The 23,991-nt window shown below is 68.3% G+C and carries 28 protein-coding genes and 1 tRNA gene; 15 read left to right on the top strand and 14 right to left on the bottom strand.

Annotated features, from left to right (window positions below):
- The first annotated feature begins 44 nt into the window (after positions 1–44).
- The 3 genes from ACTVZP_RS01460 to ACTVZP_RS01450 are packed head-to-tail and all read left to right on the top strand — an operon-like array spanning position 45 to position 2,396.
- A complete protein-coding gene (locus ACTVZP_RS01460; protein ID WP_443210299.1) occupies positions 45–908 on the top strand; it encodes a hypothetical protein in 864 nt (287 codons plus the stop codon).
- Positions 895–1,296, top strand: coding sequence for a phage holin family protein (locus tag ACTVZP_RS01455; RefSeq protein WP_443210298.1), 402 nt, complete (start codon positions 895–897; stop codon positions 1,294–1,296). The genes ACTVZP_RS01460 and ACTVZP_RS01455 overlap by 14 nt, the downstream gene beginning before the upstream one ends.
- Positions 1,296–2,396 carry a DUF3618 domain-containing protein gene (locus ACTVZP_RS01450; protein WP_443210297.1) on the top strand — a complete coding sequence of 367 codons (1,101 nt, stop codon included), beginning with the start codon at positions 1,296–1,298 and terminating at the stop codon, positions 2,394–2,396. The genes ACTVZP_RS01455 and ACTVZP_RS01450 overlap by 1 nt, the downstream gene beginning before the upstream one ends.
- Positions 2,397–2,466: 70 nt before the next feature.
- Here the strand turns inward: ACTVZP_RS01450 and ACTVZP_RS01445 are convergent, their stop codons facing one another.
- Together ACTVZP_RS01445 and ACTVZP_RS01440 are read right to left on the bottom strand one after the other, a co-directional pair.
- Positions 2,467–2,628: a hypothetical protein gene (locus ACTVZP_RS01445; RefSeq protein WP_443210296.1), complete on the bottom strand. Its 162-nt coding sequence runs from the start codon at positions 2,626–2,628 to the stop codon at positions 2,467–2,469.
- Between the two features lie 73 nt (positions 2,629–2,701).
- On the bottom strand, positions 2,702–3,256 hold the full coding sequence (locus ACTVZP_RS01440; protein ID WP_443210295.1) for a DNA-3-methyladenine glycosylase: 555 nt from the start codon (positions 3,254–3,256) through the stop codon (positions 2,702–2,704).
- Positions 3,257–3,392: 136 nt separating this feature from the next.
- Here ACTVZP_RS01440 and ACTVZP_RS01435 point away from each other — a divergent pair, with 136 nt between their 5' ends.
- From ACTVZP_RS01435 to ACTVZP_RS01415, 5 genes are all read left to right on the top strand, one after another.
- Positions 3,393–3,902, top strand: a complete 510-nt coding sequence (locus ACTVZP_RS01435) for a hypothetical protein (RefSeq protein WP_443210294.1) — start codon at positions 3,393–3,395, stop codon at positions 3,900–3,902.
- Between the two features lie 306 nt (positions 3,903–4,208).
- Positions 4,209–6,341, top strand: coding sequence for a catalase (locus ACTVZP_RS01430; protein WP_443210293.1), 2,133 nt, complete (start codon positions 4,209–4,211; stop codon positions 6,339–6,341).
- A gap of 34 nt (positions 6,342–6,375) precedes the next feature.
- On the top strand, positions 6,376–6,612 hold the full coding sequence (locus tag ACTVZP_RS01425; RefSeq protein ID WP_443210292.1) for a hypothetical protein: 237 nt from the start codon (positions 6,376–6,378) through the stop codon (positions 6,610–6,612).
- A gap of 141 nt (positions 6,613–6,753) precedes the next feature.
- Positions 6,754–8,079 (top strand): cytochrome P450, encoded by a 1,326-nt coding sequence (locus ACTVZP_RS01420; protein ID WP_443210291.1) that lies wholly within the window; start codon positions 6,754–6,756, stop codon positions 8,077–8,079.
- A gap of 24 nt (positions 8,080–8,103) precedes the next feature.
- Positions 8,104–8,190 carry a small membrane protein YohP gene (locus ACTVZP_RS01415; RefSeq protein ID WP_101340979.1) on the top strand — a complete coding sequence of 29 codons (87 nt, stop codon included), beginning with the start codon at positions 8,104–8,106 and terminating at the stop codon, positions 8,188–8,190.
- Between the two features lie 154 nt (positions 8,191–8,344).
- Here the strand turns inward: ACTVZP_RS01415 and tdh are convergent, their stop codons facing one another.
- The 8 genes from tdh to pdxH all read right to left on the bottom strand — a co-directional run bounded on the left by tdh (position 8,345) and on the right by pdxH (position 15,113).
- Positions 8,345–9,370, bottom strand: a complete 1,026-nt coding sequence (tdh, locus tag ACTVZP_RS01410) for an L-threonine 3-dehydrogenase (RefSeq protein ID WP_443210290.1) — start codon at positions 9,368–9,370, stop codon at positions 8,345–8,347.
- The gene (locus tag ACTVZP_RS01405; RefSeq protein WP_443210288.1) at positions 9,370–10,560 is read right to left on the bottom strand and encodes a glycine C-acetyltransferase; all 1,191 of its coding nucleotides are present in this window, start codon (positions 10,558–10,560) and stop codon (positions 9,370–9,372) included. Before ACTVZP_RS01405 ends, tdh begins: the two co-directional genes overlap by 1 nt.
- Before the next feature lie 45 nt (positions 10,561–10,605).
- Positions 10,606–12,051 (bottom strand): protein adenylyltransferase SelO, encoded by a 1,446-nt coding sequence (locus ACTVZP_RS01400; RefSeq protein ID WP_443210287.1) that lies wholly within the window; start codon positions 12,049–12,051, stop codon positions 10,606–10,608.
- Between the two features lie 386 nt (positions 12,052–12,437).
- On the bottom strand, positions 12,438–12,962 hold the full coding sequence (locus ACTVZP_RS01395) for a hypothetical protein (protein WP_443210286.1): 525 nt from the start codon (positions 12,960–12,962) through the stop codon (positions 12,438–12,440).
- A gap of 139 nt (positions 12,963–13,101) precedes the next feature.
- Positions 13,102–13,178 (bottom strand) — tRNA-Pro (locus tag ACTVZP_RS01390).
- A 216-nt stretch (positions 13,179–13,394) separates the two neighbouring features.
- Complete coding sequence (locus tag ACTVZP_RS01385; RefSeq protein ID WP_443210285.1) at positions 13,395–13,892, bottom strand: DUF192 domain-containing protein; 498 nt, start codon at positions 13,890–13,892, stop codon at positions 13,395–13,397.
- A complete protein-coding gene (locus tag ACTVZP_RS01380; RefSeq protein ID WP_443210284.1) occupies positions 13,853–14,395 on the bottom strand; it encodes a cold-shock protein in 543 nt (180 codons plus the stop codon). Before ACTVZP_RS01380 ends, ACTVZP_RS01385 begins: the two co-directional genes overlap by 40 nt.
- A gap of 115 nt (positions 14,396–14,510) precedes the next feature.
- Positions 14,511–15,113: a pyridoxamine 5'-phosphate oxidase gene (pdxH, locus tag ACTVZP_RS01375; RefSeq protein ID WP_443210283.1), complete on the bottom strand. Its 603-nt coding sequence runs from the start codon at positions 15,111–15,113 to the stop codon at positions 14,511–14,513.
- A gap of 144 nt (positions 15,114–15,257) precedes the next feature.
- Here pdxH and fabI point away from each other — a divergent pair, with 144 nt between their 5' ends.
- The 5 genes from fabI to rimO all read left to right on the top strand — a co-directional run bounded on the left by fabI (position 15,258) and on the right by rimO (position 19,933).
- Positions 15,258–16,082, top strand: a complete 825-nt coding sequence (gene fabI, locus ACTVZP_RS01370) for an enoyl-ACP reductase FabI (protein ID WP_443210282.1) — start codon at positions 15,258–15,260, stop codon at positions 16,080–16,082.
- 1 nt (position 16,083) lies between these two features.
- The gene (locus ACTVZP_RS01365; protein ID WP_443210281.1) at positions 16,084–16,698 is read left to right on the top strand and encodes a LysE family translocator; all 615 of its coding nucleotides are present in this window, start codon (positions 16,084–16,086) and stop codon (positions 16,696–16,698) included.
- A gap of 9 nt (positions 16,699–16,707) precedes the next feature.
- Complete coding sequence (gpt, locus tag ACTVZP_RS01360) at positions 16,708–17,211, top strand: xanthine phosphoribosyltransferase (protein WP_443210279.1); 504 nt, start codon at positions 16,708–16,710, stop codon at positions 17,209–17,211.
- Between the two features lie 63 nt (positions 17,212–17,274).
- Positions 17,275–18,453, top strand: coding sequence for an aminotransferase (locus tag ACTVZP_RS01355; RefSeq protein WP_443210278.1), 1,179 nt, complete (start codon positions 17,275–17,277; stop codon positions 18,451–18,453).
- A 121-nt stretch (positions 18,454–18,574) separates the two neighbouring features.
- A complete protein-coding gene (rimO, locus tag ACTVZP_RS01350) occupies positions 18,575–19,933 on the top strand; it encodes a 30S ribosomal protein S12 methylthiotransferase RimO (RefSeq protein ID WP_443210277.1) in 1,359 nt (452 codons plus the stop codon).
- A gap of 150 nt (positions 19,934–20,083) precedes the next feature.
- On the opposite strand, the gene ACTVZP_RS01345 is transcribed toward rimO, so the two are convergent.
- From ACTVZP_RS01345 to ACTVZP_RS01335, 3 genes are all read right to left on the bottom strand, one after another.
- Positions 20,084–20,446, bottom strand: a complete 363-nt coding sequence (locus ACTVZP_RS01345; RefSeq protein WP_443210276.1) for a PRC-barrel domain-containing protein — start codon at positions 20,444–20,446, stop codon at positions 20,084–20,086.
- Positions 20,447–20,538: 92 nt separating this feature from the next.
- Complete coding sequence (locus ACTVZP_RS01340) at positions 20,539–20,790, bottom strand: DUF6455 family protein (protein WP_443210275.1); 252 nt, start codon at positions 20,788–20,790, stop codon at positions 20,539–20,541.
- 74 nt (positions 20,791–20,864) lie between these two features.
- Entirely contained in the window at positions 20,865–21,596 is a 732-nt protein-coding gene (locus ACTVZP_RS01335) for a M48 family metalloprotease (RefSeq protein ID WP_443210274.1), read from the bottom strand.
- 143 nt (positions 21,597–21,739) lie between these two features.
- Between ACTVZP_RS01335 and ACTVZP_RS01330 the strand changes: the two genes are divergently transcribed.
- A complete protein-coding gene (locus tag ACTVZP_RS01330; RefSeq protein WP_443210273.1) occupies positions 21,740–21,979 on the top strand; it encodes a hypothetical protein in 240 nt (79 codons plus the stop codon).
- A gap of 111 nt (positions 21,980–22,090) precedes the next feature.
- Here ACTVZP_RS01330 and wrbA read toward each other — a convergent pair whose 3' ends face one another.
- Positions 22,091–22,684 (bottom strand): NAD(P)H:quinone oxidoreductase, encoded by a 594-nt coding sequence (gene wrbA, locus ACTVZP_RS01325; protein WP_443210272.1) that lies wholly within the window; start codon positions 22,682–22,684, stop codon positions 22,091–22,093.
- A 223-nt stretch (positions 22,685–22,907) separates the two neighbouring features.
- Between wrbA and ACTVZP_RS01320 the strand changes: the two genes are divergently transcribed.
- Complete coding sequence (locus ACTVZP_RS01320) at positions 22,908–23,852, top strand: 1-phosphofructokinase family hexose kinase (protein WP_443210271.1); 945 nt, start codon at positions 22,908–22,910, stop codon at positions 23,850–23,852.
- The last annotated feature ends 139 nt before the right edge of the window (positions 23,853–23,991 follow it).

The following is a 23,991-nucleotide window of genomic DNA, read 5'->3' as shown; positions in this document are numbered from 1 at the left end:
CCCTGCTGCGCCGTTCCAACCGCAGCAATCTCGAGGAGATCAGGATGCAGACCGACAAGAACATGACCGGCTCGGGGACGTCCTCGGCTACGTCCGGCCGTCCGGGCCTCAGCGAAACCGCGCGTGACGCCGCGCGCCACGAGATGGACGACGCGCGCGACCGGCTTCACGGCGCCGCTGATCGTGCCCGTCACGAGGCGCGGCACGCCCGCAGCAGCGTCTCGCGTCTCGTCATGGAAGAGGTGGACCGGCGCAAGAGCGACCTCTGCGACGGCATCCACGGGATCGCGGAGTCGATGCGCAAGGCCGCCGAAGAGGCCGACCGGCGCGAAGATACACCACAGTCCCCGCGGATGGTGCATCAGGCGATCAACACGCTCGACGATTTCGCTGACCGGATGCGCCATCGCTCCGCGGAGGACATGACGCAATCCGTCGCGCGGTTCGGTCGCGAGAACCCCGCCCTCTTCGTGGGAGGCGCTCTCTTCGCCGGCCTCGCGATCGGGCGGTTCCTCGTCTCGTCGTCGTCCGATCGCCGCCGCCGCGGCGACTGGGACGAGGGCGACCGGATGGGAGCAGACGCGTGGCGCGACACCGCCTATGGCAGTTCGGCCCATGAGCGTGCTTCGCACGAGCCGCTCGGCGCGAAGTCGCACGATCTTCCGTCGGGAACCGGCGTGGGCGGCACGGCCGCGGCGAAAGGCAATCCCTCCGGCGCTGCCAGCTACAGCTCGCCCAGCGGTGCGGCAATGCCGGGATCGCGGCCTGCCACGCCGGGGAGCACGAACGAGGCTGAAGCCCGCAGCGGCAGTGCCTATCCCACCGGAACCGCAGCCGGCACCGCTGGCCTAGGCGCGACCAAGCCCGCCGGCGCATCGGGAACGGAGGCGAAAGATGGAAGCTCCTAAGCGTCCGCTCACTGCAGATCGATCCTTCGCCGACCTCCTGTCGGACCTCGTGAAGGACGTGACCGGACTGGTGCGCAGCGAAAGCCGTCTTGTCCGGGCCGAGATCGCGGAAGCAGGGCGCAGCTTCGCCGTAGGGGCGGAACTGATCGCCGCGGGAGCGATCCTGCTTCTCGTGGCGCTTTTCGTGCTGGTGCAGGCGCTGGTGGTGCTGATCGCCCACTGGGTCGGGCCGGCATGGGCCGCCCTCATCGTCGGCGTCTGCCTCGCCGCGATCGGAGGCATCCTCATTGGACGCGGGCGCCGCGACATGAGCGCCGCGAACCTGGTGCCCGAGCGCACCATCGAACAGACCAGCCGCGACGTGCGGCTTGCACGGGAGCAAATGTGATGAACGCCGAGAAGATCGAACGTGAAGTGGAAGAGAACCGTGCGCGCGTCGAAAGCACTCTGGACGCGCTGAAGGAACGGATGTCGGTCAATCAGGTGGTGGACGACCTCGCCCAGTTCGTGGGTGTCGAGGACGTGCGCGGCGTGATGAACTCCGCCGGCCGGCAGGTCCGCGACAATCCCGTGGCGCTGGGTCTCATCGGCCTCGGCCTCGCCTGGCTTGCCTTCGGTGGCAGTTCGGGCCGCAGCCGGGAGACCATGTACGACCGCGACGGCTATGACCGCGGCCCCTACGGTCGTGGGCGCAGTGCCTACGAGCCCTATGGCGGCGACACCGCCTACCGCCCGCGCAGCGAGAGCATGACCTCGCGCGTGAAGCATGCGGTGGGCGACGCTGCCGACAGCGTCAGCCGCGCGGCCCATTCGGCGGGCGAGCGCGTCAGCGAGACCTTCGGCGGGACGCGAGAGCGGGCGGGCCAGATGCGCGACGGCCTCTACGATCGGGCCGGCCGGATGCGCGAGGATGCCTATGACCGCGCAGGCCACTGGCGCGACGACCTCGTCGCCCGGTCCGGCCAGTTCCGCGACCGCGCGGGGCATCTGCGCGACCGCGCCTCGCAGGGCGCGCACCAGGTGCGCGACGGCATGGCCCAAGGCATGGAGCAGCAGCCGCTTCTGGTCGGAGCCGCGGCTGTGGCCCTGGGTGCGGTGATCGGCGCCGCCCTGCCGCGGACGCGCACCGAGGATCGCTGGATGGGCCAGACGAGCGACGACCTCTGGGACGAGGCCAAGGAAGTGTCGTGGGACCTGCGCGAACGTGCCATGCAGGCCGCGCGCGAGACCTATGACGCTACCATCGAGGCCGCGCGCGAGGAAGGCCTCGTGCCCGAAAAGGGCGAGACCATGGCTTCAAAGTTCGGCCGGGTCGCCGATGCGGCGGTTTCGGAGGCGAAGGCTCAGGTCGAGCCCGCGCTCCACGGCAAGGACGGAGACGACAGCCGGAGCGGCAGCAGCGCGTCCTCGACCGGCGGTGCCTCCTCGAGCGCCGGCGGTCAGGCCTCCGGCGCCACCACGTCCAAGGTCGGTGGCAAGGGATACTGATCCGGCGGATCGACAAGAGAAGGGCGGGCCTTGATGGCCCGCCCTTTTCGCATTCGTTGACCGACGAGCGTCAGGAGTAGATCGGCGGCGTCTCCTCTCCCGGATTGGGCATGTCCGGATCGCCCGGCGGGATCGGGTCGGGATCCGGCATGGGGTCGGGATAGGGGTTCGGCTCGGGCATCGGGTCGGGTTCCGGCGGATCGTTCGGGCCGGGAGGTATCTGGTCGCTCATGAGGTGCTCCTTCTCCTGCGGCGCTGGTGCGCCCTTCCTGACACCAAGATCGGCCGCCCCGCATTGTTCCGCGTCAGAACCTTCGGCTGAGGCAGGCGGATCCACGCAAGCCGAAGCGCCAGGGAAGGTCGGTGGCGCGGGTGATGCCGATGCGGGTTCCGACGAGGATCCGGTCAGCGGAGAGCGCGGTGCCCGACCGGAGGTCGAAGCCATCGCTGCCGAAGGGCGTTCCATCGTCGCCCGGCGCAAGCGCCAGCGCCTGCCCGATCCGTCCGGGACCCGAGCACAGGAGCCTCGGCTCGGCCGTGCCGCGCCGCTCCGCCATCGCGTTCAGCCCCTCGGTCGGCTCCAGTGCGCGGATCAGCACCGCATGGCCCGGCGCGCAGACCACGTTCAGGCAGAGGTGGATGCCGTAGGAACGGTAGATGTAGGCGCAGCCCGGCGGCCCGAACATCGAGGCATTGCGTGCCGTCGGCCCGCGGTGGCTGTGTGAGGCCGGGTCGTCCGGCGCATAGGCTTCGGTCTCGACGATCCTGCCGCCCGCGCCGCGCACGGCCAGCTGCGCGCCGATCAGGTCGAAGGCGACCGAGGCCGCGTCCCGGGCAAAGAATTCGATGCTGGCCGCCAACCCACTTCCTCACGCTTCGCTTCCGGCACGTCCTCCGTGCCGCGAGAGCGGAACATTCGTCGCTCGTTGAGGTTCAGACCACAAGCCCGCGTGCGAGCGGGACAACAGTTGTGTTTGACGAATGGAGAGACTGTCGATGATGAAACTCGCTATCACCGCAAGCATCCTCTCGCTGGCCGCCCTGCCGGCGCTGGCACAGAGTGACGCGGCCGCCTCCGATCCGACGCGACCCGTGGCGCCGGAGACGGGCACCGGCAGCATTCAGGATATCAGCGCGCAGACCTGGTCGGATGAGGTGCGCGAAGTGTTCTTCGTGGACGAAGCCATGACCTCGCTCCGGCCGACCGGCGAGATGGAGGAGCGTTGGGCCGCCCTCGATCCCCAGGCGAAGGAACGGGCAAAGCGTGACTGCCAGGCCTTCCTGATGGACGCAGGCTCGATGGGTGGAGCGTCTTCCGGCGGGATCGGCGGCGCGGTGACCCCTGACACGGAAGAGGCTGGCTCCTCGGAGGACATCGGCGGCGCGGACTCTCCGGCGCCGGTGCGGGAGGATACCACCAACGCCTCGGATGCCCCTGCGTCTCCCGGAGATGCTTCCGTCTGGAATCAGGCCTGCTCGTTCGTCACCTCGTTCCAGTCGCAATGACACCCGTGCCGGACGGCTCCACAAGGACCACCGTCCGGCGAGGGCCGCCGAGGGTGCGAAGACTTGGCGGGCGGCCGCACGATCTGTCGAATTGACAGTGTTCAGCAGCCGTCGCCGGGCCTGAAGACCCCGGCTTTGGTTGAACCGAACAGGCACTCAGCAGGCGCGGCGTCGCGCCTGCTTCCTGTTGAGAGAACCAGCTTCGGCGGGAGCATCTTCCGCCCAGCGCGTGACCCTGTTCCGGATCGCGCACGGATCCGCAGATCAGAGCAGCGCATACCACTCCCCGTCATCAAGGAGAGCCAGATGGCCAATGACAAGCCTGCAGCCCGTCCCGGCAGCTTCGAAAACCTCGTGTCGGACTATGGTGCCGGCGGCGAGTTCCATCAGCATGCCGCGGACGGCGACGAGCGGCTGACGACGGCGCAGGGCGTCACCATCTCGGACAACCAGAACTCGCTTCGTGTCGGCGCCCCCGGCCCGACTGCGCTGGAAGACTTCGTTCTGCGCGAAAAAATCTTCCATTTCGACCACGAGCGTATTCCGGAGCGGGTGGTTCACGCTCGGGGCTTCGGCGCTCATGGCCTCTTCGAATGCACGAAGGCGATCCCCGAGATCACGCGGGCCGCGCCATTCCAGAAAGAGGGAAAGATCACCGAGACCTTCGTCCGGTTCTCGACGGTGGCGGGGTCGAAGGGCTCTCCCGACCTTGCGCGCGACGTCCGGGGCTTCGCCGTCAAGTTCTACACCGACGAGGGAAACTGGGATCTCGTCGGCAACAACATCCCTGTCTTCTTCATCCAGGACGCGATCAAGTTTCCCGACCTGATCCATTCGGTGAAGCCCGAGCCGGACCGGGGCTTCCCTCAGGCGCAGTCGGCGCATGACAATTTCTGGGACTTCATCTCGCTCACACCGGAATCGATGCACATGGTCATGTGGCAGATGTCGGACCGGACCATCCCCCGCAGCTTCCGCTTCATGGACGGCTTCGGTGTCCACACCTTCCGCTTCGTGAACGCCGAGGGCCGCTCGAGCTTCGTGAAGTTCCACTGGAAACCGAAGCTGGGCCTGCAGTCGGTGCTCTGGGACGAGGCGTTGAAGATCAACGGCGCGGATCCCGACCGTCACCGGCGCGACCTGTGGGACGCGATCTCGATGGGCGATTTCCCGGAATGGGAACTCGGCCTGCAGATCTTCGACGAGGACTTCGCGGACAGGTTCGACTTCGACGTCATGGATCCGACGAAGATCGTGCCCGAGGAACTCGTTCCGCTCACCATCGTCGGCACGCTGACGCTCGACCGCGCGGTGGACAACTTCTTCGCCGAGACGGAACAGGTGGCCTTCTGCACCCAGAACGTCATCCCCGGCATCGACTTCACCAACGATCCGTTGCTGCAGGGGCGCAACTTCTCGTATCTCGACACGCAGCTGAAGCGGCTGGGCAGCCCCAACTTCACCAAGCTGCCCGTCAATGCGCCCCGCGGCTGCCCCGTCCACAACTTCCAGCAGGACGGCCACATGCAGACGGCCAACCGCAAGGGGCGCGTCAACTACGAACCGAACGGCTGGGGCAAGGGCCCGCGCGCGCATCCGCTCGAGGGATATGTGAGCTATGCCGTCCGCGAGGAGGGCGAGAAGCGCCGGCTGCGGCCGGAGAGCTTTGCCGACCACTACAGCCAGGCGCGGCAGTTCTTCCTGAGCCAGACGCCGGTCGAACAGGGTCACATCCGCGACGCGCTCGTCTTCGAGCTCTCGAAATGCCAGGAGGTCGACGTCCGTGCCCGGATCGTGGCCCATCTGCGCAACATCGACGAGGGTCTGGCCGAGGCGGTGGCCATGGGTCTGGGCCTGCCGGACATGCCGGAGCCTGCCCCCGCGGCCCGGCCCACGCGCACCGACCTGCCCCCGTCCGACGCGCTGAGCATCCTGAAGAACCCGCCGCCGAGCTTTTCCGGCCGGACCGTGGGCGTGCTCGTGGGCGACGGGGCCGACGCCTCACTGCTCGCCGAGTTGCGTTCGGTCCTCGCCGCGGAAGGCGCGATGATGAAGCTTGTGGCGCCCCGCGTCGGCGGTGTGCGCGACACGAGCGGCGAGGCGCAGGCTGCCGACGAGAAGCTCGGCGGCGGCCCCTCCGTGCTCTTCGATGCGGTAGTATTGCTGCCGGGGAAAGAGGCGGCCTCGCTCGCATCCAATCCCGCGGCGAAGGACTTCCTGACCGACGCCCACGCTCACTGCAAGTTCATCGCCCATCAGGGCGCGGAGCCGCTGATCGAGGCCTGTGCGCTGGAGTCCAAGATGGACGAGGGGTGGCTTGCTCTGAAGGATTCGGATGGCGTCGACGGCTTCGTGAAGGCGTGTCGGGACCTGCGCTACTGGCCGCGCGAGAAGACGCTGGGCGGGAACCCTCCTCTCGCGCAGACGTTTTCTCCGTAACAGCCCTCATGGGCGTGGAAGAGGAGATTCGACAATGGCTTATGCGACGAATGGCCGGAGTTCGACCTTCGTGCTCACCTCCGCCGTGGTTCTCGGCGCCTTCGGGGCTCTTGCGGTGCGGCACCTGATGAACAGCCGCCGCAATGCCTCCTATCCCGACGTCCGGCCGGCAGGTCCGGATGCGATGCGCGATCCGCCGCGCAGCTGGGATCGGGTGGACGAACAGGCGGATGAATCCTTCCCGGCGAGCGATCCGCCCGCCAACTATTGAAGCCCCTCGATCGGCCACGCCGGTCTGGATAACAGGACTGATCGGAAGCCGGCCTCCTTGCGGGGCCGGCTTCTCACGGCTGACCCGGAAGACGTAGGGAACCTCCGTTCGTTGTCGGGATCGGGGCCTCAGGGGACAATCATGGCAACAGGCGATACCCGCGAAATCGGGACGGCGCCGGACTATCCGGCCGAGGGGCGCGAGATCCCGCGCGACAGCCGGATCGACGCCTCGATGGCGCTGCTGAGCGAGGGCTACCGGTTCGTCTCGAACCTCTGCGACCAGATGGGCAGCGATGTCGTGGCAACCCGGCTTCGCCTGCGCGAGGTCGTTTGCCTCCGCGGCGCATCTGCGGGGCGGCTTCTCTATGGTGCCGAAGGCCTGACGCGCGTGGGCGCAATGCCCAGCACCGTGCTGCACCTGCTTCAGGACAAGGGGTCGGTCCAACAGCTGGAAGGTGAGGCGCATCGGCAGCGCAAGGCCATGTTTCTCGACATCTGCATGGACGAGGCGCGGGTGAAGGCGCTGGTGGAAGAGTTTCGTCGCGAATGGCGCGAAAGCCTGACCGCCTGGGAACACGAGGACCGCATCGTCCTTCAGCAGGAAGTGGCCCATGTTCTCACGCGTGCCGCCTGTCGCTGGGCGGGCGTCCGGAACGAGCCCGAGGACCGGATCGCGGACGAGATCTTCGAGATGATCGACAAGGCTGGCAGCATCGGTCCGCGCAACTGGCTGGCCCAGATGAGGCGGTCGGGAACCGAAAAACGCCTGCGTCGGCTCGTGGAGCAGTTGCGCGGAGGCGAGGTCGTGCCGGACTCCGCGACCGCGCTGCATGCGATCGCCTTCCACCGCGAACCGGACGGGAAGCTGCTGGATCCCTCCGTCGCGGCGGTGGAGCTGTTGAACGTGCTCCGTCCCGTTGTCGCGGTCGGCCGCTACATCACCTTCGCTGCCCTCGCGCTGCACCGCGAGACGAACTGGCGCGAACTCTTCCGCTCCGGCAACCTCGAACTGGCGGGCGACTTCGCCGAGGAGGTGCGCCGCATCTCGCCGTTCTTCCCCTTCACGGCGGCGGTCACCACCCGTCCGATCCGCTGGGAAGGGTATGAATTCCCGGCGGATCAGTGGCTGCTGCTCGATCTCTACGGCACGACCCACGACGCGCGGAACTTCCCGGACCCGAGCCGCTTCCGCGCCGAGCGGATGCTCAGCTGGTCGGGTCAGGATGACTGCTTCATTCCGCAGGGCGGAGGCGAGGTGGCCCTCACCCATCGGTGCCCCGGAGAGATGATCACGGTCGAGCTGATGAAGGAAGCGATCCGCCTGCTCTGCTGCGAGACCGAGTACGAGGTGCCGCCGCAGGATCTTGGTGTGCGCCTGAACCGGCTGCCCGCGCAGCCGCGCAGCGGGATGATCCTGAAGGCAGTCCGGCCGCGCGCGGGAACAGAGCCGCCGCTCTCCGGTTGACCCGCCAAGCAAAGGGAGAATGCCATGCTCAAGTTCATCGGCGGAACCGTCGGCTTCATCTTCATCGTCGGCCTGCTCGTCATCATCGGGATCCTCGCCCTGATCTTCTGACGAGGCGAGACTCCATGCGGAACCCGAAGACGGCGGCGGACACGCCGCCGTTTTGTTCTTCGGGCAGCCCCGCCCTTCTTCCGTCAGGTGCCACAAGGCCCACGATCCCCGCAGGGAAACCGTCGCGAGGCGCTGCCTGCCGGTCGCGAGACCGTCAGGTCCAGTCCAGCACGACCTTGCCGGACGACCCCGCCCGCATCGCAGCAAAGCCCTCCGCAAAGTCCGCGACCGGAAAGCGGTGGGTGATGACCCGACGGATGTCGAGGCCATTCTCGAGCATCGCGATCATCTTGTACCAGGTTTCGAAGATCTCGCGGCCGTAGACGCCCTTGATCGTCAGCGCCTTGAAGACGATGCGGCTCCAGTCGACGGGGCTGCGGCCCGGCGGAATGCCGAGCATGGCGATGCGCCCGCCCATCACCATCGCTTCCACCATCTGATCAAAGCCCGCCGGCGCGCCCGACATCTCCATGCCCACGTCGAAACCCTGCACGATCCGCAGCCGCGCCATCACCTCGCGAAGATCCTCGGAGGAGACGTTGACGGTCTCCACGTCGGCCACCTCCGACGCAAGCTTCAGCCGGGCGGCATTCACATCCGTGATCACCACGTGGCGCGCGCCCACGTGCCGCGCGACAGCGGCGGCCATGATGCCGATGGGGCCCGCGCCGGTGATCAGGACGTCCTCACCCACCAGATCGAAGCTCAGCGCCGTGTGGACGGCGTTGCCCAGCGGGTCGAGGATCGCACCCACCTCGTCGTCGATGGCGTCGGGCAGCGGCACCACGTTGAAGGCCGGAAGCCGCAGGAACTCGGCGAAGGCGCCTGGCACGTTGACGCCGATGCCCCGCGTCTCGGGATCGAGGTGGAAGCGCCCGGCCCGCACCTGCCGCGAATGATGCCCGATCAGATGGCCCTCGCCCGAACAGCGCTGGCCCACCTTCAGATCCTCGACGTCGCGGCCGATCTCGACGATCTCGCCCGCGAATTCGTGGCCCGTGACCAGCGGCACGGGCACCGTCCGCGACGCCCACTCGTCCCAGTTCCAGATATGGACGTCGGTGCCGCAGATCCCGGTCTTGTGGACGCGGATCAGCACCTCGTCCGGCCCGATCTCGGGCACCGGACGCTCTTCCATCCAGAGCCCGGGCTCCGCCTTCGCCTTTACCAGCGCACGCATCAGATCGCTCCCACCGCCTTGCCTGCCTCGCGGAACGCCGCGAGCGCGAATTCCAGATCCTCCCGCGTCAGTGCCGCATTCATCTGGGTGCGGATGCGCGCCTGCCCGCGCGGCACGACCGGGAAGAAGAAGCCCGAGACGTAGACCCCGCGCTCGTAGAGTGCCGACGCCATCTCCTGCGCGAGGCGCGCCTCGCCGAGCATGACCGGCACGATCGGATGCTCGCCCGGCAGCAGCCGGAAGCCCGCCTCGGTCAGGCCCGCGCGCCAGAAGGCCGTGTTCTCGAAAAGCGCCGCGCGCAGGTCGTCGGCCGCCTCGACCAGATCGAGCGCGGCGAGACCGGCCGCCACCACCGCAGGCGGAAGCGCGTTCGAGAAGAGATAGGGCCGCGCCCGCTGCCTCAGGAGGTCGATCACCGGCTGCGGGCCTGCCACATAGCCGCCAAGTGCGCCACCGAGCGCCTTGCCAAGCGTGCCGGTCAGGATGTCCACCTTCACCCCGTGATGAGCGGGCGTCCCCTGCCCCTTCGGCCCCATGAAGCCCGTCGCATGGCAGTCGTCGACCATCACGAGCGCACCGAATTCCTCGGCCAGCGCCACGACCTCGGGCAGCCGCGCAAGATAGCCGTCCATCGAGAAGACGCCATCGGTCGCGATCAGGATATGGCGCGCCCCGTCTTCCCGTGCCTGCGCGAGCTGCGCGCGCAGATCCTCCATGTCGGAATTGGCGTAGCGATAGCGGCGCGCCTTGCAGAGGCGGATGCCGTCGATGATGCTGGCGTGGTTCAGCGCATCCGAGACCACCGCGTCCTCCGGCCCGAGCAGCGGCTCGAAGAGGCCGCCGTTCGCGTCGAAGCAGGCGGCGAAGAGGATGGCATCCTCCATCCCGAGGAAGCGTGCGATCCGTCCCTCGAGGTCGCGATGGATGTCCTGCGTGCCGCAGATGAAGCGCACCGAGGCCATGCCGTAGCCGTGCTCGTCCATCCCGCGCTTGGCGGCCTCGATCAGCGCCGGATGATCGGCAAGGCCCAGATAGTTGTTCGCGCAGAGGTTCAGCAGGTCGCGCCCCGCCACCTCGACATGCGCCCGCTGCGGCGAGAGGATCGGCCGCTCGCGCTTCGTGAGCCCCTCGGCCTCGATCTCCCTGAGCACCTCGCCCAGCCCGGCAAGGAATGCCTCGCGTCCCGTCATCCGATCTCTCCCCGCATCTGGCCCGACCCTAAGACGCCGCGCGCCTCACGTCCCGCAGAACGTGCGGTAGCTTTCGTCGAACCCCTCGGGCGCCGGCGTGGCAAGATCCTCGAAGCCCGGCCGCTCGGTAAAGGGATCGGCCAGCGCCTCGAGCATGCGGTCGAAGGGGGCGAGATCGCCGGAATGCGCAGCGGCCAGGGCTTCCTCGACCCGATGGTTGCGCGCGATGTAGAGAGGATTGGCCCTGCGCATCCGCGCCGCGGCATCCGGAGCAAGCCGCGCGCGCCACCGCGGCAGCCAGGCTTCAAGCGCGGCCGGATTCCGGAAGAGCGGCGCCGGGGCGCTCTCGTCATCGACAGCGCCGACAAGCCGCCGGAAGGTCAACGTCCAGTCCGCCCGCTGGCCCTGCATCGCCAAGAGGAGATCCTCGGCCAGAGCCGCGTCCCCCTTGTCCTCGCCCGCGAGGCCCAGCTTGTCGCGCATCCCCGCGAGCCAGTGACGCCGGTACCGCGGTCCCGTGGACTCCAGCACCTCGGTCGCCTTCGCGGCCCCCCGCTGCGCGTCGGTGTCGAAGAGCGGCAGCAGTGCCTCCCCCAGCCGCGCGAGGTTCCAGGCGAGGATGTGAGGCTGGTTGGCATAGGCGTAACGGCCCTGCAAGTCGATCGACGAGAAGACCGTGGCCGGATCGTAACCCTCCATGAAAGCGCAAGGTCCGTAGTCGATCGTCTCGCCGGAGATCGCCATGTTGTCCGTGTTCATCACCCCGTGGATGAAGCCCACCAGCATCCAGCGTGCAACGAGCCGGGCCTGCGCGTCGACCACCGCCTCGTAGAAGGCGAGGTAAGGCTCGGGCGCAGAGGCGAGGTCGGGATAATGGCGGGCGATGGCATAGTCGGCCAGCTGCCGCACCCGGTTCACGTCGCTGCGCGCCGCGAAGAACTGGAAGGTGCCGACGCGGATATGGCTGGACGCCACGCGGGTCAGCACTGCCCCCGGCAGCGGCCCCTCCTGACGCAGCACCGGTTCACCGGTGAGGACGGCGGCAAGCGCCCGAGTCGTCGGGATGCCCAGCCCATGCATCGCCTCGCCGAGCAGGTACTCCCGCAGCACCGGCCCCAGCGCCGCCTTTCCGTCCGCCCCTCTCGAGAAAGGTGTCCGGCCCGACCCCTTGAGTTGCAGGTCGCGCCGCCGGCCTGCGCGATCCGTCACCTCGCCGATGAGCAAGGCCCGCCCGTCCCCGAGCTGCGGAGAGAAGCCGCCGAACTGGTGCCCGGCATAGGCCTGCGCGAGCGGATGCGCCCCCTCGGGCAGCGTCGTGCCCGAGAAATATCCCGCCCCCTCGCGGGTGAGAAGGTCCGGGTCGAGGCCAAGCTCCTCCGCAAGCCCGCGATTCAGTCGCAGAAGATGCGGAGCGGGCGCCGGCGCCGCCTGCCAGTCCACGTAGAAGCCCTCGAGGTCTCGGGCATAGCTGTTGTCGAAACGGAAGGTCATGGGATCCTGCAAGAGTGACCTTTTCCGAAGATATGCGCCCCCCACCCTGCGAGGACAAGCACTTGGCGCGGAAAACACATGTCAGAGCATTGTCGGATCGGGAATTTCTTCTGCGCGCGGTGGCATCGCAGAGCCCGCTCGGAGAAGGTCCCCATGCCGGCGCACCAGACCCCGCGGGCCCACAAGGCACGATCCCACCTTCCGGAGGATCTGCGGTGGCAGCTGCTCGACGCCAAGACCTCCGAAGGCTGCAATCCGAGGGACATCCGGGAAACTGTTCCCGAGTGGATGATCACCCAGGGCATGGCTCCCACGCGCCCGGTCGATGCCGGATACCGCGACCGACGAGACGGCCACAGCAGGCCCGGCATGCGACAGACCGGTCCTCAGGCTTCGGCCGACGGGAACAGTCGGATCACCTGCGCGCTCGGCCGCGACGTGCGGAAGACCGGCAGCTCGTCGAGAAGCCGTTTCTGGACATCCGCCACCGCGCATTCGCGCCGGAGCAATTCCGGCAGGCAGCTTCCGCAGAGACCGAGTAGCCCCCCTACGACCGCCGCGACGGACTGCTCCTGCAACGGCGTCAGCAGGCCGTCCAGCACGCCGCCCTTGCCCACGGCGAACATCGCCGCAAGCGCAAGGAAACTGCCCGAGAGGATGAACACCGCGCGCCGGTAGGCCAGCGTCCGCTCGACCAGTCGACGCGTGAAGCGATGGCGCCGCACGGGGTCGATCCGCTCCCAGCCGGCATCGGGCATCGGCGTGCCGGCCCGCAGCACCAGCACCGCGGCCACCACCGGCAGCACGGGGATCAGGGGCAGCATCACCTCGTCCAGCGAGCGGGCGGGCACCATCACCGCAAAGAGTGCGGCCAGACCCGTGACGGTGCCGATGTGAAGCAGCAGGTTCATCGCTCATCCTTACGCCGATAGATGGAGGAAACTGCGTCCGGAGGCGCCTGCAGTCAAATGACGGAGACGTGTTTCGGCGTGATCCTGCCGCAAAGGGCCGCTGCCAGCGCGCGCAGACGGCAAACGATCCGCTGATCAATGGTCGGAGTGGAGGGATTCGAACCCCCGACATCCTGCTCCCAAAGCAGGCGCGCTACCAGGCTGCGCTACACTCCGTCCGCGCCTTCCTACAAGCTTGCCGACGGATTGGAAAGAGCCGCGCTGGGCGTACCAGGCCGGGGATGCGGATGCCGGATCGGGCGGCTCTCAACCTGTCGGAGGCCGGAGGAAGAGCCCGGTGCTCCTGCGCGTTGCTGCATGTCGCTCCTGCACGATTTTCATCGCACGAAAGATGGCCCGGAAGGGAGACCAGCCCGCGCCGAAGGGCGCCGGTCACTCGCAGGGCCAGGCCGCCTTGTCCTGAGCAAGGCCCGGGTGCCTCAGAACCGTGCCCGGTCCGATTCCCAGGGCACGGGCGAGGCCGCCGTTGATTTCGAGCACGCTCTGGATGCCATCGCCGCCCTTGATGGGGGTCAGATCCCCGGGGATCGCGTTCGAATGGACCGTCTTCACCGTGCCGTCCGGCCCTGCGAAAATCATGTCCAGAGGGATCAGCGTGTTGCGCATCCAGAAGCTCGCGGCATGCGGAGCCTCGAACAGGAACAACATGCCCGACGACCGCGGAAGGCTCTCGCGCTCCATGAGGCCGCGCGACCGCTCGGCGGCCGTATCCGCGATCTCGACCGAGAAGCGGATGGTGGAGCCCGCCGCTGTCCGCAGGTCCACGGAATCAGGCTGACAGGCGGCCCGGGCGGCGCCCGGAACCAAGGCCAGCGCGAGGGCGGCGGCCCTCAGACCGGTTGCTGATGCTGACGCGCCGCTGCTTCCCATGAAACCACCTGCACAGCCATGCGCCCGCGCCGTCCCTCGATGATGCGCAACGCCACCGCTTCGCCCGCGGCAAGATCGGCAAAGCCCGACATGCGCAGGACCTCGACATGGATGAACACATCCTCGGGCCGGCCGAACACATTGGCGAAGCCGAAGCCCTTGCCCTTGTCGAACCACTTCACCCGCCCCGGCTCGAGCGGCCGGGAGGCGATTTCCTCCGGCGTGGTGGCCTCGCTGTCCTCGCTCAGGTGGAAGGTCGTGCCGGCCGGCGGCTCGATCTCCATGACCTCGACCGCCTGAACGCCCCGCTGTGTGCTCTGGACCCTGACCGTAATGCCCGCGCCGTCCGCGACCGAGCTCTGGCCGTAGTTCCGCAGGACATTGGCGTGCAAAAGGATGTCGGAACCGTTCTCCTCGGTCACGATGAACCCGAAGCCCTTCGCAGGATCGAACCATTTCACACGGCCATGCACCACCTGCAGGGCCTTTTCGTCTTCCACCATTCCAGAGCTGTCCCCAGATGAGCCCGTAGATTGAAACTAGTGCCGTCAATCCTCCGGCGGATTCAAGAGTAAATTATCACTCACATACGAACCTTTCATTCGCGAAGCGCGAAATTCACGGGTTCAGCCGCTCGATCTGCCAGGCGTCCGCGGGATCATTCCTGCGCCAGCGGAAGCGGTCGTGCAGGCGGAATGCACCGTCGGCCCAGAACTCGATCTCCAGCGGCGTGATCCTGAAACCTCCCCAGAACGCGGGCCGCGGAGGGTTTGTTCCGAACCGTGCCGTCACCTTCGCCACCTCGGCCATGAGGCTCGCCCGGGAGCCAAGTGGCCGACTTTGCTGCGATGCCCAGGCCCCCAGCCGGCTCTTGAGAGAGCGCGAGGCGTAGTAGGCGTCGGCCTGCGCTCCCTCCTCGCGGGTGACTAGACCCCGGACGCGGATCTGCCGCCGCAGGGACTTCCAGTGCAGCACGAAGGCCGCCTTGCCGGAGGCCTCGATCTCGACGGCCTTCTGCGAGCCGTAGTTCGTGTAGAAGACGAAGGCCGCAGGCTCGATCTCCTTCAGCAGCACCATCCGCACATTGGGCAGGCCCGAGGCATCGACCGTGGCGAGGGCGATGGCATTCGGGTCGTTCGGCTCCTGCGGCTCGGCCTCGGCCAGCCAGCTTCTGGCGATGGCGAAGGGATCGTCCCCCGCGAAGATGCCCGTCCTGTCCATGCGTCTTCCCCTGTTGAGCCGACCGACCCTAGAGCGGAGGGCCGCCCCCGGCAATATCCGCCTCATCCTGCCGCACTTGATGCAACTTCTCCGATGGCCTACACCTCGCGAAAACCACTGAAGAACATGACGAGGGAAATCCCGATGGCGAACGGACTGCTGGCAGGCAAGCGTGGGCTCATCATGGGGCTGGCAAACGACAAGTCCATCGCCTGGGGAATCGCGAAGTGCTGCGCCGAGCAGGGCGCGCAGATGGCCTTCTCCTACCAGGGCGAGGCGCTGAAGAAGCGCGTCGAGCCCCTTGCGGCCTCGATCGGAGCGACCGAGCTCGTGGAATGCGACGTCGCCGACGAAGGCTCGCTCGACCGGCTCTTCGCCCGGCTGAAGGACGTGTGGGGCACGATCGACTTCGTCGTGCACGCCATCGGCTTCTCGGACAAGTCCGAGCTGCGCGGGCGCTACGTCGACACGACGCCCGCCAACTTCCGCATGACGATGGACATCTCGGTCTATTCCTTCACGGCCGTCTGCCAGCGCGCCTGCGCGATGATGCCCGAGGGGGGCAGCCTTCTCACGCTGACCTACTACGGCGCCGAGAAGGTGATGCCGCACTACAACGTGATGGGCATCGCCAAGGCCGCGCTCGAGACCTCGGTGCAATACATCGCCGAGGATCTGGGCAAGGACGGCATCCGCGTCAACGCGATCTCGGCCGGCCCCATCAAGACGCTGGCCGCAAGCGGGATCGGCGACTTCCGCTACATCATGAAGTGGAACGAGCTGAACTCTCCCCTGCGGCGGAACGTGACGCAGGAAGAGGTCGGCAAGGCCGCGCTCTACCTGCTGTCGGATCTGGGCTCGGGCACAACGGGCGAGGTGCTGCATGTGGATGCGGGCTACCACGTCGTCGGCATGAAGGCCGTGGACGCGCCCGACATCGACGCGGTGACCGGTCGCAAGGATCCCTGACATGACCCTCGCCGCCTTCGCGGCAGCCTGGCTGCTGCATCTGATGGCGGCGATCAGTCCCGGCCCCGCGGTGCTGATGGCGGCGCGCACCGGCATGATCGAGGGGCTGCGCACCGGCACGATCCTCTCGCTGGGGCTGGGCCTCGGCGCGCTGGTCTGGGCCTCGGGCGCACTCTTCGGGCTGGCGCTCCTGTTCCAGATCGCGCCTTCTGTGCTCTGGGGCCTCAAGATCGCGGGAGCCATCTACCTGATCCGGATGGCGATCCTCATGTGGCGCGAGGCCGACCGGCCCTTCGACACGGCCCTGGGCGCGCGCCCGCCGCGCAGCGCCGCCTCCGCCTTCCGGCTCGGCCTGCTCACCCAGCTTTCCAACCCCAAGCCCGCCGTGTTCTTCTCGGCGATCTTCATCGGCACGGTTCCGCCGGATGCGACGCCCCTTGCGGTGGGCCTGCTGCTCGTCGCGGTCTTCCTGAACGAGTTCCTCTGGAACACCTTCGTGGCGCGCGTTTTCTCCTTTGAACGGGCGCGCAGCGGATATATCAGCCTCAAATCCGTCATCGACCGCAGCTTCGGCGGCCTGCTGGCCCTGCTCGGTGTGAAGCTCGCCGCGTTCTAGGAGACCCTTATGAAAGAGCGCCTTCCCCACGAAAAGGGATTCCACGTCAGCTGGGACCAGATCCACCGCGACGGCCGGGCGCTCGCCTGGCGGCTGGACGGACAGGGCCCCGACAACGGCTCGTGGCGCGCCGTCGTGGGCATCACCCGCGGCGGCCTCGTGCCGGCCATGATCGTAAGCCGCGAACTCGACATCCGCACGGTCGATACGATCAGCGTGAAAAGTTACAACTGGCAGGAGCAGCAGCCGCCCAGGGTCATCAAGGCCCCGCAGGCCGATCTGATGGGCGACGGCCACGGCATCCTGATCGTCGACGACCTCGTGGACTCGGGCAAGACGCTGGAGCTGGTGCGCACCCTCTATCCGCGGGCCCATTTCGCCACGGTCTACGCCAAGCCCTCGGGCCGGCCGATGGTCGACACCTACATCACCGAGGTGAGCCAGGACACCTGGATCTTCTTTCCGTGGGACATGGCGCTGCAATATGTGGAGCCCTACCGCGGCCGCGACTGACGGGGCACCCAGCCACCCCGACCACGCGCCGCACCTGCCCGGCGCCTGCCACAGGAGCACCCCATGACCCTGCCGCTCAATCCCGCGATGGCTGCCACCTTCCCGCCCCCGGTGATGGAGGCGCGGCGCTGGCTGCAGGGGGTCAGCTTTCCGCCGGAACGCCCGCTTCTCAACGTGAGCCAGGCAGCCCCGGTCGAACCGCCGCCGCTCGGGCTGCGCGAGGCACTGGCCGAGGCCGCACTGCACGATCCGCAGGCCCATCTCTACGGCCCGGTGCTGGGGATGCAGGCGCTGCGCGAGGAGGTGGCGGCGCAATGGTCTGCGGCCTACGGCGGGCGGATCGAGGCGGCTCAGGTCGCCATCACCCAGGGCTGCAACCAGGCCTTCTGCGCCATCATGGCGACGCTCGCCGGCGCGGGCGACGAGGTGATCCTGCCCACGCCGTGGTATTTCAACCACAAGATGTGGCTCGACATGCAGGGTGTCGTCACCGTGCCGCTGCCGACCGGCCCCACGCTGCTGCCCGACGCCGAACGAGCCGAGGCGCTGATCACGCCGCGTACCCGCGCCATCGTGCTGGTGACGCCCAACAACCCGGGCGGGGTGGAATACCCGGCCGCGACGCTGGCTGCCTTCCGCGACGTGGCCCGCGCGCACGGCCTCGCGCTGATCGTGGACGAGACCTACCGCGACTTCGACAGCCGCAGCGGCGCGCCACACGACCTCTTCGCCGATCCGGACTGGGACGGGGTGCTGGTGCATCTCTACTCCTTCTCCAAGGCCTACCGGCTGACCGGCCACCGCGTGGGCGCGGTGGTGGCCTCGGCCGCGCGGCTGGCCGAGGTCGAGAAGTTCCTCGACACGGTCGCCATCTGCCCGAGCCAGCTCGGCCAGATCGGCGCGCTCTGGGGGATGCGCAACCTGGGGCAATGGGTGGCGGGCGAGCGCGACGAGATCCTTTCGCGGCGCACGGCGATGACGGGCGGGTTCTCGGCGCTGGCGGGCTGGAAGCTCCTCGGGTGCGGGGCCTATTTCTCTTATGTCGAGCATCCCTTCGCCGAGGCCTCGGACCGGCTCGCGCAGCGTCTCGTCCGCGAGGCGGGCGTGCTGATGCTGCCGGGCACCATGTTCCAGCCCGAGGGGTCCGAGGACGGGCGGCGCCAGCTCCGCATCGCCTTCGCCAATGTGGATACCGCCGGGATCGCCGAACTCTTCTCGCGGCTGGCGCTGGTGACGGGCTGAGGTCGGGTACGGCCGGAGCCCGCGGGGGGCTGTCTGCCCCCCGCACCCCCCGAGGATATTTGGGCGAGAATGAAGGGGTCGGGGACTTCCGCCCTCGCAGGACGCGCGCTATATCGGCGCGATGTCCCAGAACCCGCCCAGCCTCCGCCCCGACCTCGCGCCGCGACCGGTGATCGACAGCCCCCGCCGCGAGGGGCAGCCGACCATCGGCATGGTGTCTCTCGGCTGCCCGAAGGCGCTCGTGGACAGCGAGCGGATCCTGACGCGGCTGCGCGCGGAGGGCTACGCCATCTCGCCGGACTACGCGGGGGCGGATGCGGTCATCGTGAACACCTGCGGCTTCCTGGACAGCGCAAAGGCCGAGAGCCTCGAGGCGATCGGCGAGGCGCTGCGCGAGAATGGCCGGGTGATCGTCACCGGCTGTCTCGGCGCCGAGCCGGGCTACATCACCGGCGCGCATCCGAAGGTGCTCGCTGTCACCGGGCCGCACCAGTACGAGCAGGTCCTAGACGCCGTGCATGGCGCGGTGCCGCCCTCGCCCGATCCCTTCGTCGATCTTCTGCCCGCAACGGGCGTGCGGCTCACGCCGCGGCACTTCAGCTACCTGAAGATCTCGGAAGGCTGCAACCACAAGTGCCGCTTCTGCATCATCCCCGACATGCGCGGGCGACTCGCGAGCCGGCCCGAGCGCGCGGTGCTGCGCGAGGCCGAGAAGCTGGTCGAGGCGGGGGTGCGCGAGCTTCTGGTCATCAGCCAGGACACGAGCGCTTATGGCACCGACTGGAAGGGCGAGACGCGCTTTCCCATCCTGCCGCTCGCGCGCGAACTGGGCCGGCTCGGTGCCTGGGTGCGGCTGCATTACGTCTACCCCTATCCGCATGTGCGCGAGCTGATCCCGCTCATGGCCGAGGGGCTGGTGCTTCCCTATCTCGACATCCCGTTCCAGCACGCCCATCCGGAGGTGCTGAAGCGGATGGCCCGTCCCGCCGCGGCGGCGCGCACGCTGGACGAGATCGCGGCCTGGCGGCGCGACTGCCCCGACATCACGCTGCGCTCGACCTTCATCGTCGGCTATCCCGGCGAGACCGAGGAGGAATTCCGGACGCTGCTCGACTGGCTCGACGAGGCGCAGCTCGACCGGGTGGGCTGCTTCCAGTACGAGAATGTCGCGGGCGCGCGCTCGAACGCGCTGCCGGATCATGTGCCGGCAGAGGTGAAGCAGGAGCGCTGGGACCGCTTCATGGAAAAGGCGCAGGCCATCTCGGAGGCGAAGCTCGCCGCCAAGGTCGGCCGGCGGCTCGAGGTGATCGTGGACGAGGTGGACGCCGAGGGCGCAACCTGCCGCACCAAGGCCGACGCGCCCGAGATCGACGGCAATCTCTTCATCGATACCGGGTTCGAGGGCCTCGCCGCGGGTGACATCCTGACCGTCGAGGTCGAGGAGGCCGGAGACTACGACCTCTGGGGACGGCCGGCCTGACCCGGGGCGGCCGGCCGTTCCCTCCATTCTTCGCAGGTGCGACCGCAGCGAAGCCGCCGTTCCAAGGTTTTCGGTACCGCGCAACTGGGCGCGTGGCTTGCTGCGAAGGACGATCGCTCGTCCCGACGCATGTCGGGCCGTGGCGGGCCGTCAGATCCAGTAGGGCGGAATGCCGTAGTAATTGTAGGTCGCGGCGCCCCAATTGCGATTTTCACGCCAATCCTCGCCGCGAGGCGGCGCGCCCTCGAGTTGCTCGCGGGTGATGTCGGTCACGAAGCCGCCGAGCGTCTGGTCGTAGCTGAGCTTCTTCCACGGGATCGGATGGTGATCCTCGGCCATGCCAAGGAACCCGCCGAACCCCATCACCGCAAAGGCGATCACGCCCGAGTCCTTGTCGATCATCAGATGGTCGATATGGCCGAGATGCTCACCCTTCGGGCTGTAGACGGCGGTGCCGTTCACGTCGGCGCTCGAAACCATGCTGCTCGTGCTGGGGGCGGTGTTCGGGGTCATCGGAGGCTCCTCCTGCTGGGCCGCGCGATGTCGCGGCCGTCGAGGAAGAAACGGCCGGCGCAAGCGGATGTTCCGCCGGCGCGACCCGCGGCTCAGGAGGCCAGCGCCTCGATCTCGGCCTTGTTGCGGCAGAAGGCCGGCAGCACGGTCGAGCGACCGGAATGCGACAACCATCCCGTGCAGGCCTCGGAGGCCGTGCAGGCCTGGCAGCGGTCCACCATCTCGGCCAGCTCGGCCCGGCTCAGCCAGCCCTCGATCACCGCGTCGGGCAGGTTCACGCCCGCGACCCGCGCCATCCCCCGCGTGAGAGACCAGGCCAGCGGCGCCTCGACATAACCGATCATGCGATCCTCCTCGGGAATGTTGCAGGCCGAAGATCCGGCTTCGGCGCAGGCCCGGCCATGACGCAGATCAAGGCTCACCAGACGCCGGCGAATCCAAGGCTCTCGGCCGACCGGCGCACCACCGCGATGCGTTGCGCATTGGGGGGATGGCTGCCGAGGAACGTGTCACCCGGATCGGGAAGCCGGGTGAAGAACTGCGCGCCGTGGATCGGATCGTAGCCGGCGCGGATGGCGATCTCCGTGCCGAGCCCGTCGGCCTCGAGCTCGAAATTCTTCGAATAGCTGCGCGCGCCGACATTGGCGCCGAAATCCTGCATCGAGCGGATGGTCTGCTCGTCCGCCCCGCCCATCTGCGCGAGCACGCCCGCAAGCACGGCCCCGGTCAAAGCCGTTTCGCGCTGGCGAGGGATGTGCCCGAGAATGTGATGCGCCGTCTCGTGGCCGACGACGAAGGCAAGCTCGTCCACGTTGCGCGCATCGGTAATGAGCGAGAGCGTCAGGCCGATCACCGGCCGACCCTGAGCATCCAGTGTCTGGAAAGCGTTCGGATCGAGACCGGGTCGCGGATCCACCGCGATCTGGAAATCGCAGGGCACGCCGCGGGTGCGTTCGCGGCATATGGCCTCGGCCACCGGCTCGACCCGCGACACGACCTCGGGGAATGCCCTTTCGGCGTCGCCTGCGGTCACGAAGGGGCCGGGATCCGTTGCCGGCTGAAATGCCGGAAGGCCGGTCGCCTGCGGACCCATCGGTGCGGCACAGCCCGCCAAGACAAGTAGAACGGCGGCAAGTCCGGCCCGCAGCATCCCTGACCCCTTCCAGATTTTTCGCGAACCTTAGCAGAACGACGGTCAGGCGGAAGAGGCTGTCACGCAAAGGTGCGGCCTCTCGCCGGTGGTGCCGGGAACCGGGCCTTGAGGTTGAATGCGCCCTGCCCTAGCATCCGCCCATGTTCACCATCGAGCACGACTTCGACGCGACCGTCATCACCCTCATCGACGAAGGCGCCCCTCATCTGCAGGAGGATGTCACGATCCTTGCCTTCGAGGATGTCGTGACCATAGAGCAACTCGATCCGCGCCGGGACGAGGTGGTGCGGCTGACCCTGTCGATGGCGCAGTTGCGCGACCTCGCTGCGGCCCTGAACCTTCCGGAGGGCAGCTACCGCCTCGCCCGTCCCGACAGCTGACGTCTGCGGCACGGGCACCGCGGACCAAGGTGGGCCCCGATCACGCCGATGCTCGCGCGGTCAGGGATCCCCCTGCCCGGCCCGGTAGCCGCTCCCACCTTCCAAAGCGGATCAGGCCGACAGTTTCTCGGCCATCCGCACCAGGCGCCGCGTCTGATGTGCTATGGCTTCGCAGGCCGCATCGTCGAATTCGTCGCCCTGCGTGTGGCTGTAGCCGTAGGGATTCCCGCCGACCTTGTAGAGCACGGGATCGGTATAGCCCGGCGGCACGATCACCGAGCCCCAGTGCAGGAAGGTCGTGTAGAGCCCGAGGATCGTCGCCTCCTGACCTCCATGCAAGTTCTGCGCCGACGTCATGGCGGACACGGGCTTGTCCGCAAGCTTGCCGGCGGACCACAGGCCCCCCAGCGTGTCGATGAAGGCCCGGACCTGGCTCGGCGCCTGCCCGAACCGCGTCGGTGCCGAGAAGAGATAGGCATCGGCCCATTCCAAGTCGGCGGGTGTCGCGGTCTCGATGTCGGCCATGCGCTCGACCTGAGCTTTCCACGCCTCCTGACCGTTCACGACCTCGTCCGGAGCGGTCTCCGCGATCTTGCGAAGTCTCACCTCGGCGCCCGCCGTGCGCGCGGCATCGGCCGCGATCCCGGCCATGCGATGGTTGGTGCCATAGGTGGAATAGAACAGGATGGCGAGCTTTGCAGACATGAGATCCTCCTTGCAGACCAGACCGAACAGGAGCCGGTCGCCTCCGGTTCCCCGGACGGCGGCGAGCGGAGCGGCCGCGGGTCCTTGCCCTGGCGTCGAGGTGCGAAGAAATGCGGCGGGTCGGAGCGCCTCCGGCCGGCGGCGGGCCGTCCGGCTCCGCCGCATCGCGGCATTGTGTGCGGCGGAAGGGTCTGGCACTCTGCCCCAAAACGGGAACCGAGCCATGACCCCTATCCTCACGTTGACGCTGAACCCGGCGATCGACCTTGCCGCCGACGTGCCGGAGGTGCTGCCGGGCATCAAGCTGCGCTGCACCGAGCCGCGCGTCGATCCGGGCGGCGGCGGGCTGAACGTCAGCCGCGCCATCCGAATCCTCGGCGGAGAAAGCACGGCCTTCGTCGCCCTTGCCGGCAATGTCGGGGGGCGGCTCGCCGCGCTCGTCGCCGCGGCCGGGATCGAAATCGTGGCCTTCGCAGGCCCCGGTGAAACCCGCGAAAGCCTCACCGTCACCGAGACGGGCACCGGCCGGCAGTTCCGCTTCATGCTGCCCGGCGCGCCGTGGAGCGCGTCCCGGGTGGACGCCGCGCTTGCCCGCATCGACCGGGCCGTGCCCGAGGGCGGGATGGTCGTGCTGTCAGGCTCGCTGCCTCCCGGCGTGCCCGCCGATTTCCCCGCCATGGTGTCCAACCTGCTCGGCAAGCGCGCCCGTCTGCTGGCCGATACCTCGGGCGCACCGCTGGCCCATCTGGCGGCGGGCGGCGTGCCCGACCTCGACATCCTGCGGATGGACGACAGCGAGGCGGCCAGTCTGGCGGGCCGGCCGCTCGAATGCGCGGCCGAGACTGCCGACTTCGCCTCGTCGCTGGTGGCGCGCGGGGTCGCCGACTGCGTGATCATCGCCCGCGGTGCGGACGGCTCCGTCCTCGCCGATGCGCGCGGCCGCTGGCACTCGCGCTCCGAGCCGGTCGAGGTGGTCAGCGCGGTCGGGGCCGGCGACACCTTCGTCGGTGCCTTCGTCCTCGCGCTCTCGCGCGGCGAACCGCCCGAGATGGCCCTGGCCCATGGCGTGGCGGGTGCCGCTGCCGCCGTCATCACCGAGGCGACCGAGCTGTGCCATCCCGAGGACGTCCAGCGCCTCCTGCTCTCCTGCACCCCGGTCGCAATCTGACCGGCGCCGCAACCCGCGCCCCGGTGCCGGCGCTGCGGCACCCGCCCCGGCGCGATACGCGCCACGACCGTCTCACCGCTCCCGGCGTTCCCTTTCGCGCTGGCTGCTTGTGCCGAAGGGAAGCCCGGGCCCGGGGGGC

Origin of the sequence: Rhodobacter sp. NSM (assembly GCF_052244495.1) — a bacterium.
Classification (GTDB): domain Bacteria; phylum Pseudomonadota; class Alphaproteobacteria; order Rhodobacterales; family Rhodobacteraceae; genus Cereibacter_A.
This window is presented reverse-complemented; position numbering and strand designations above follow the sequence as displayed.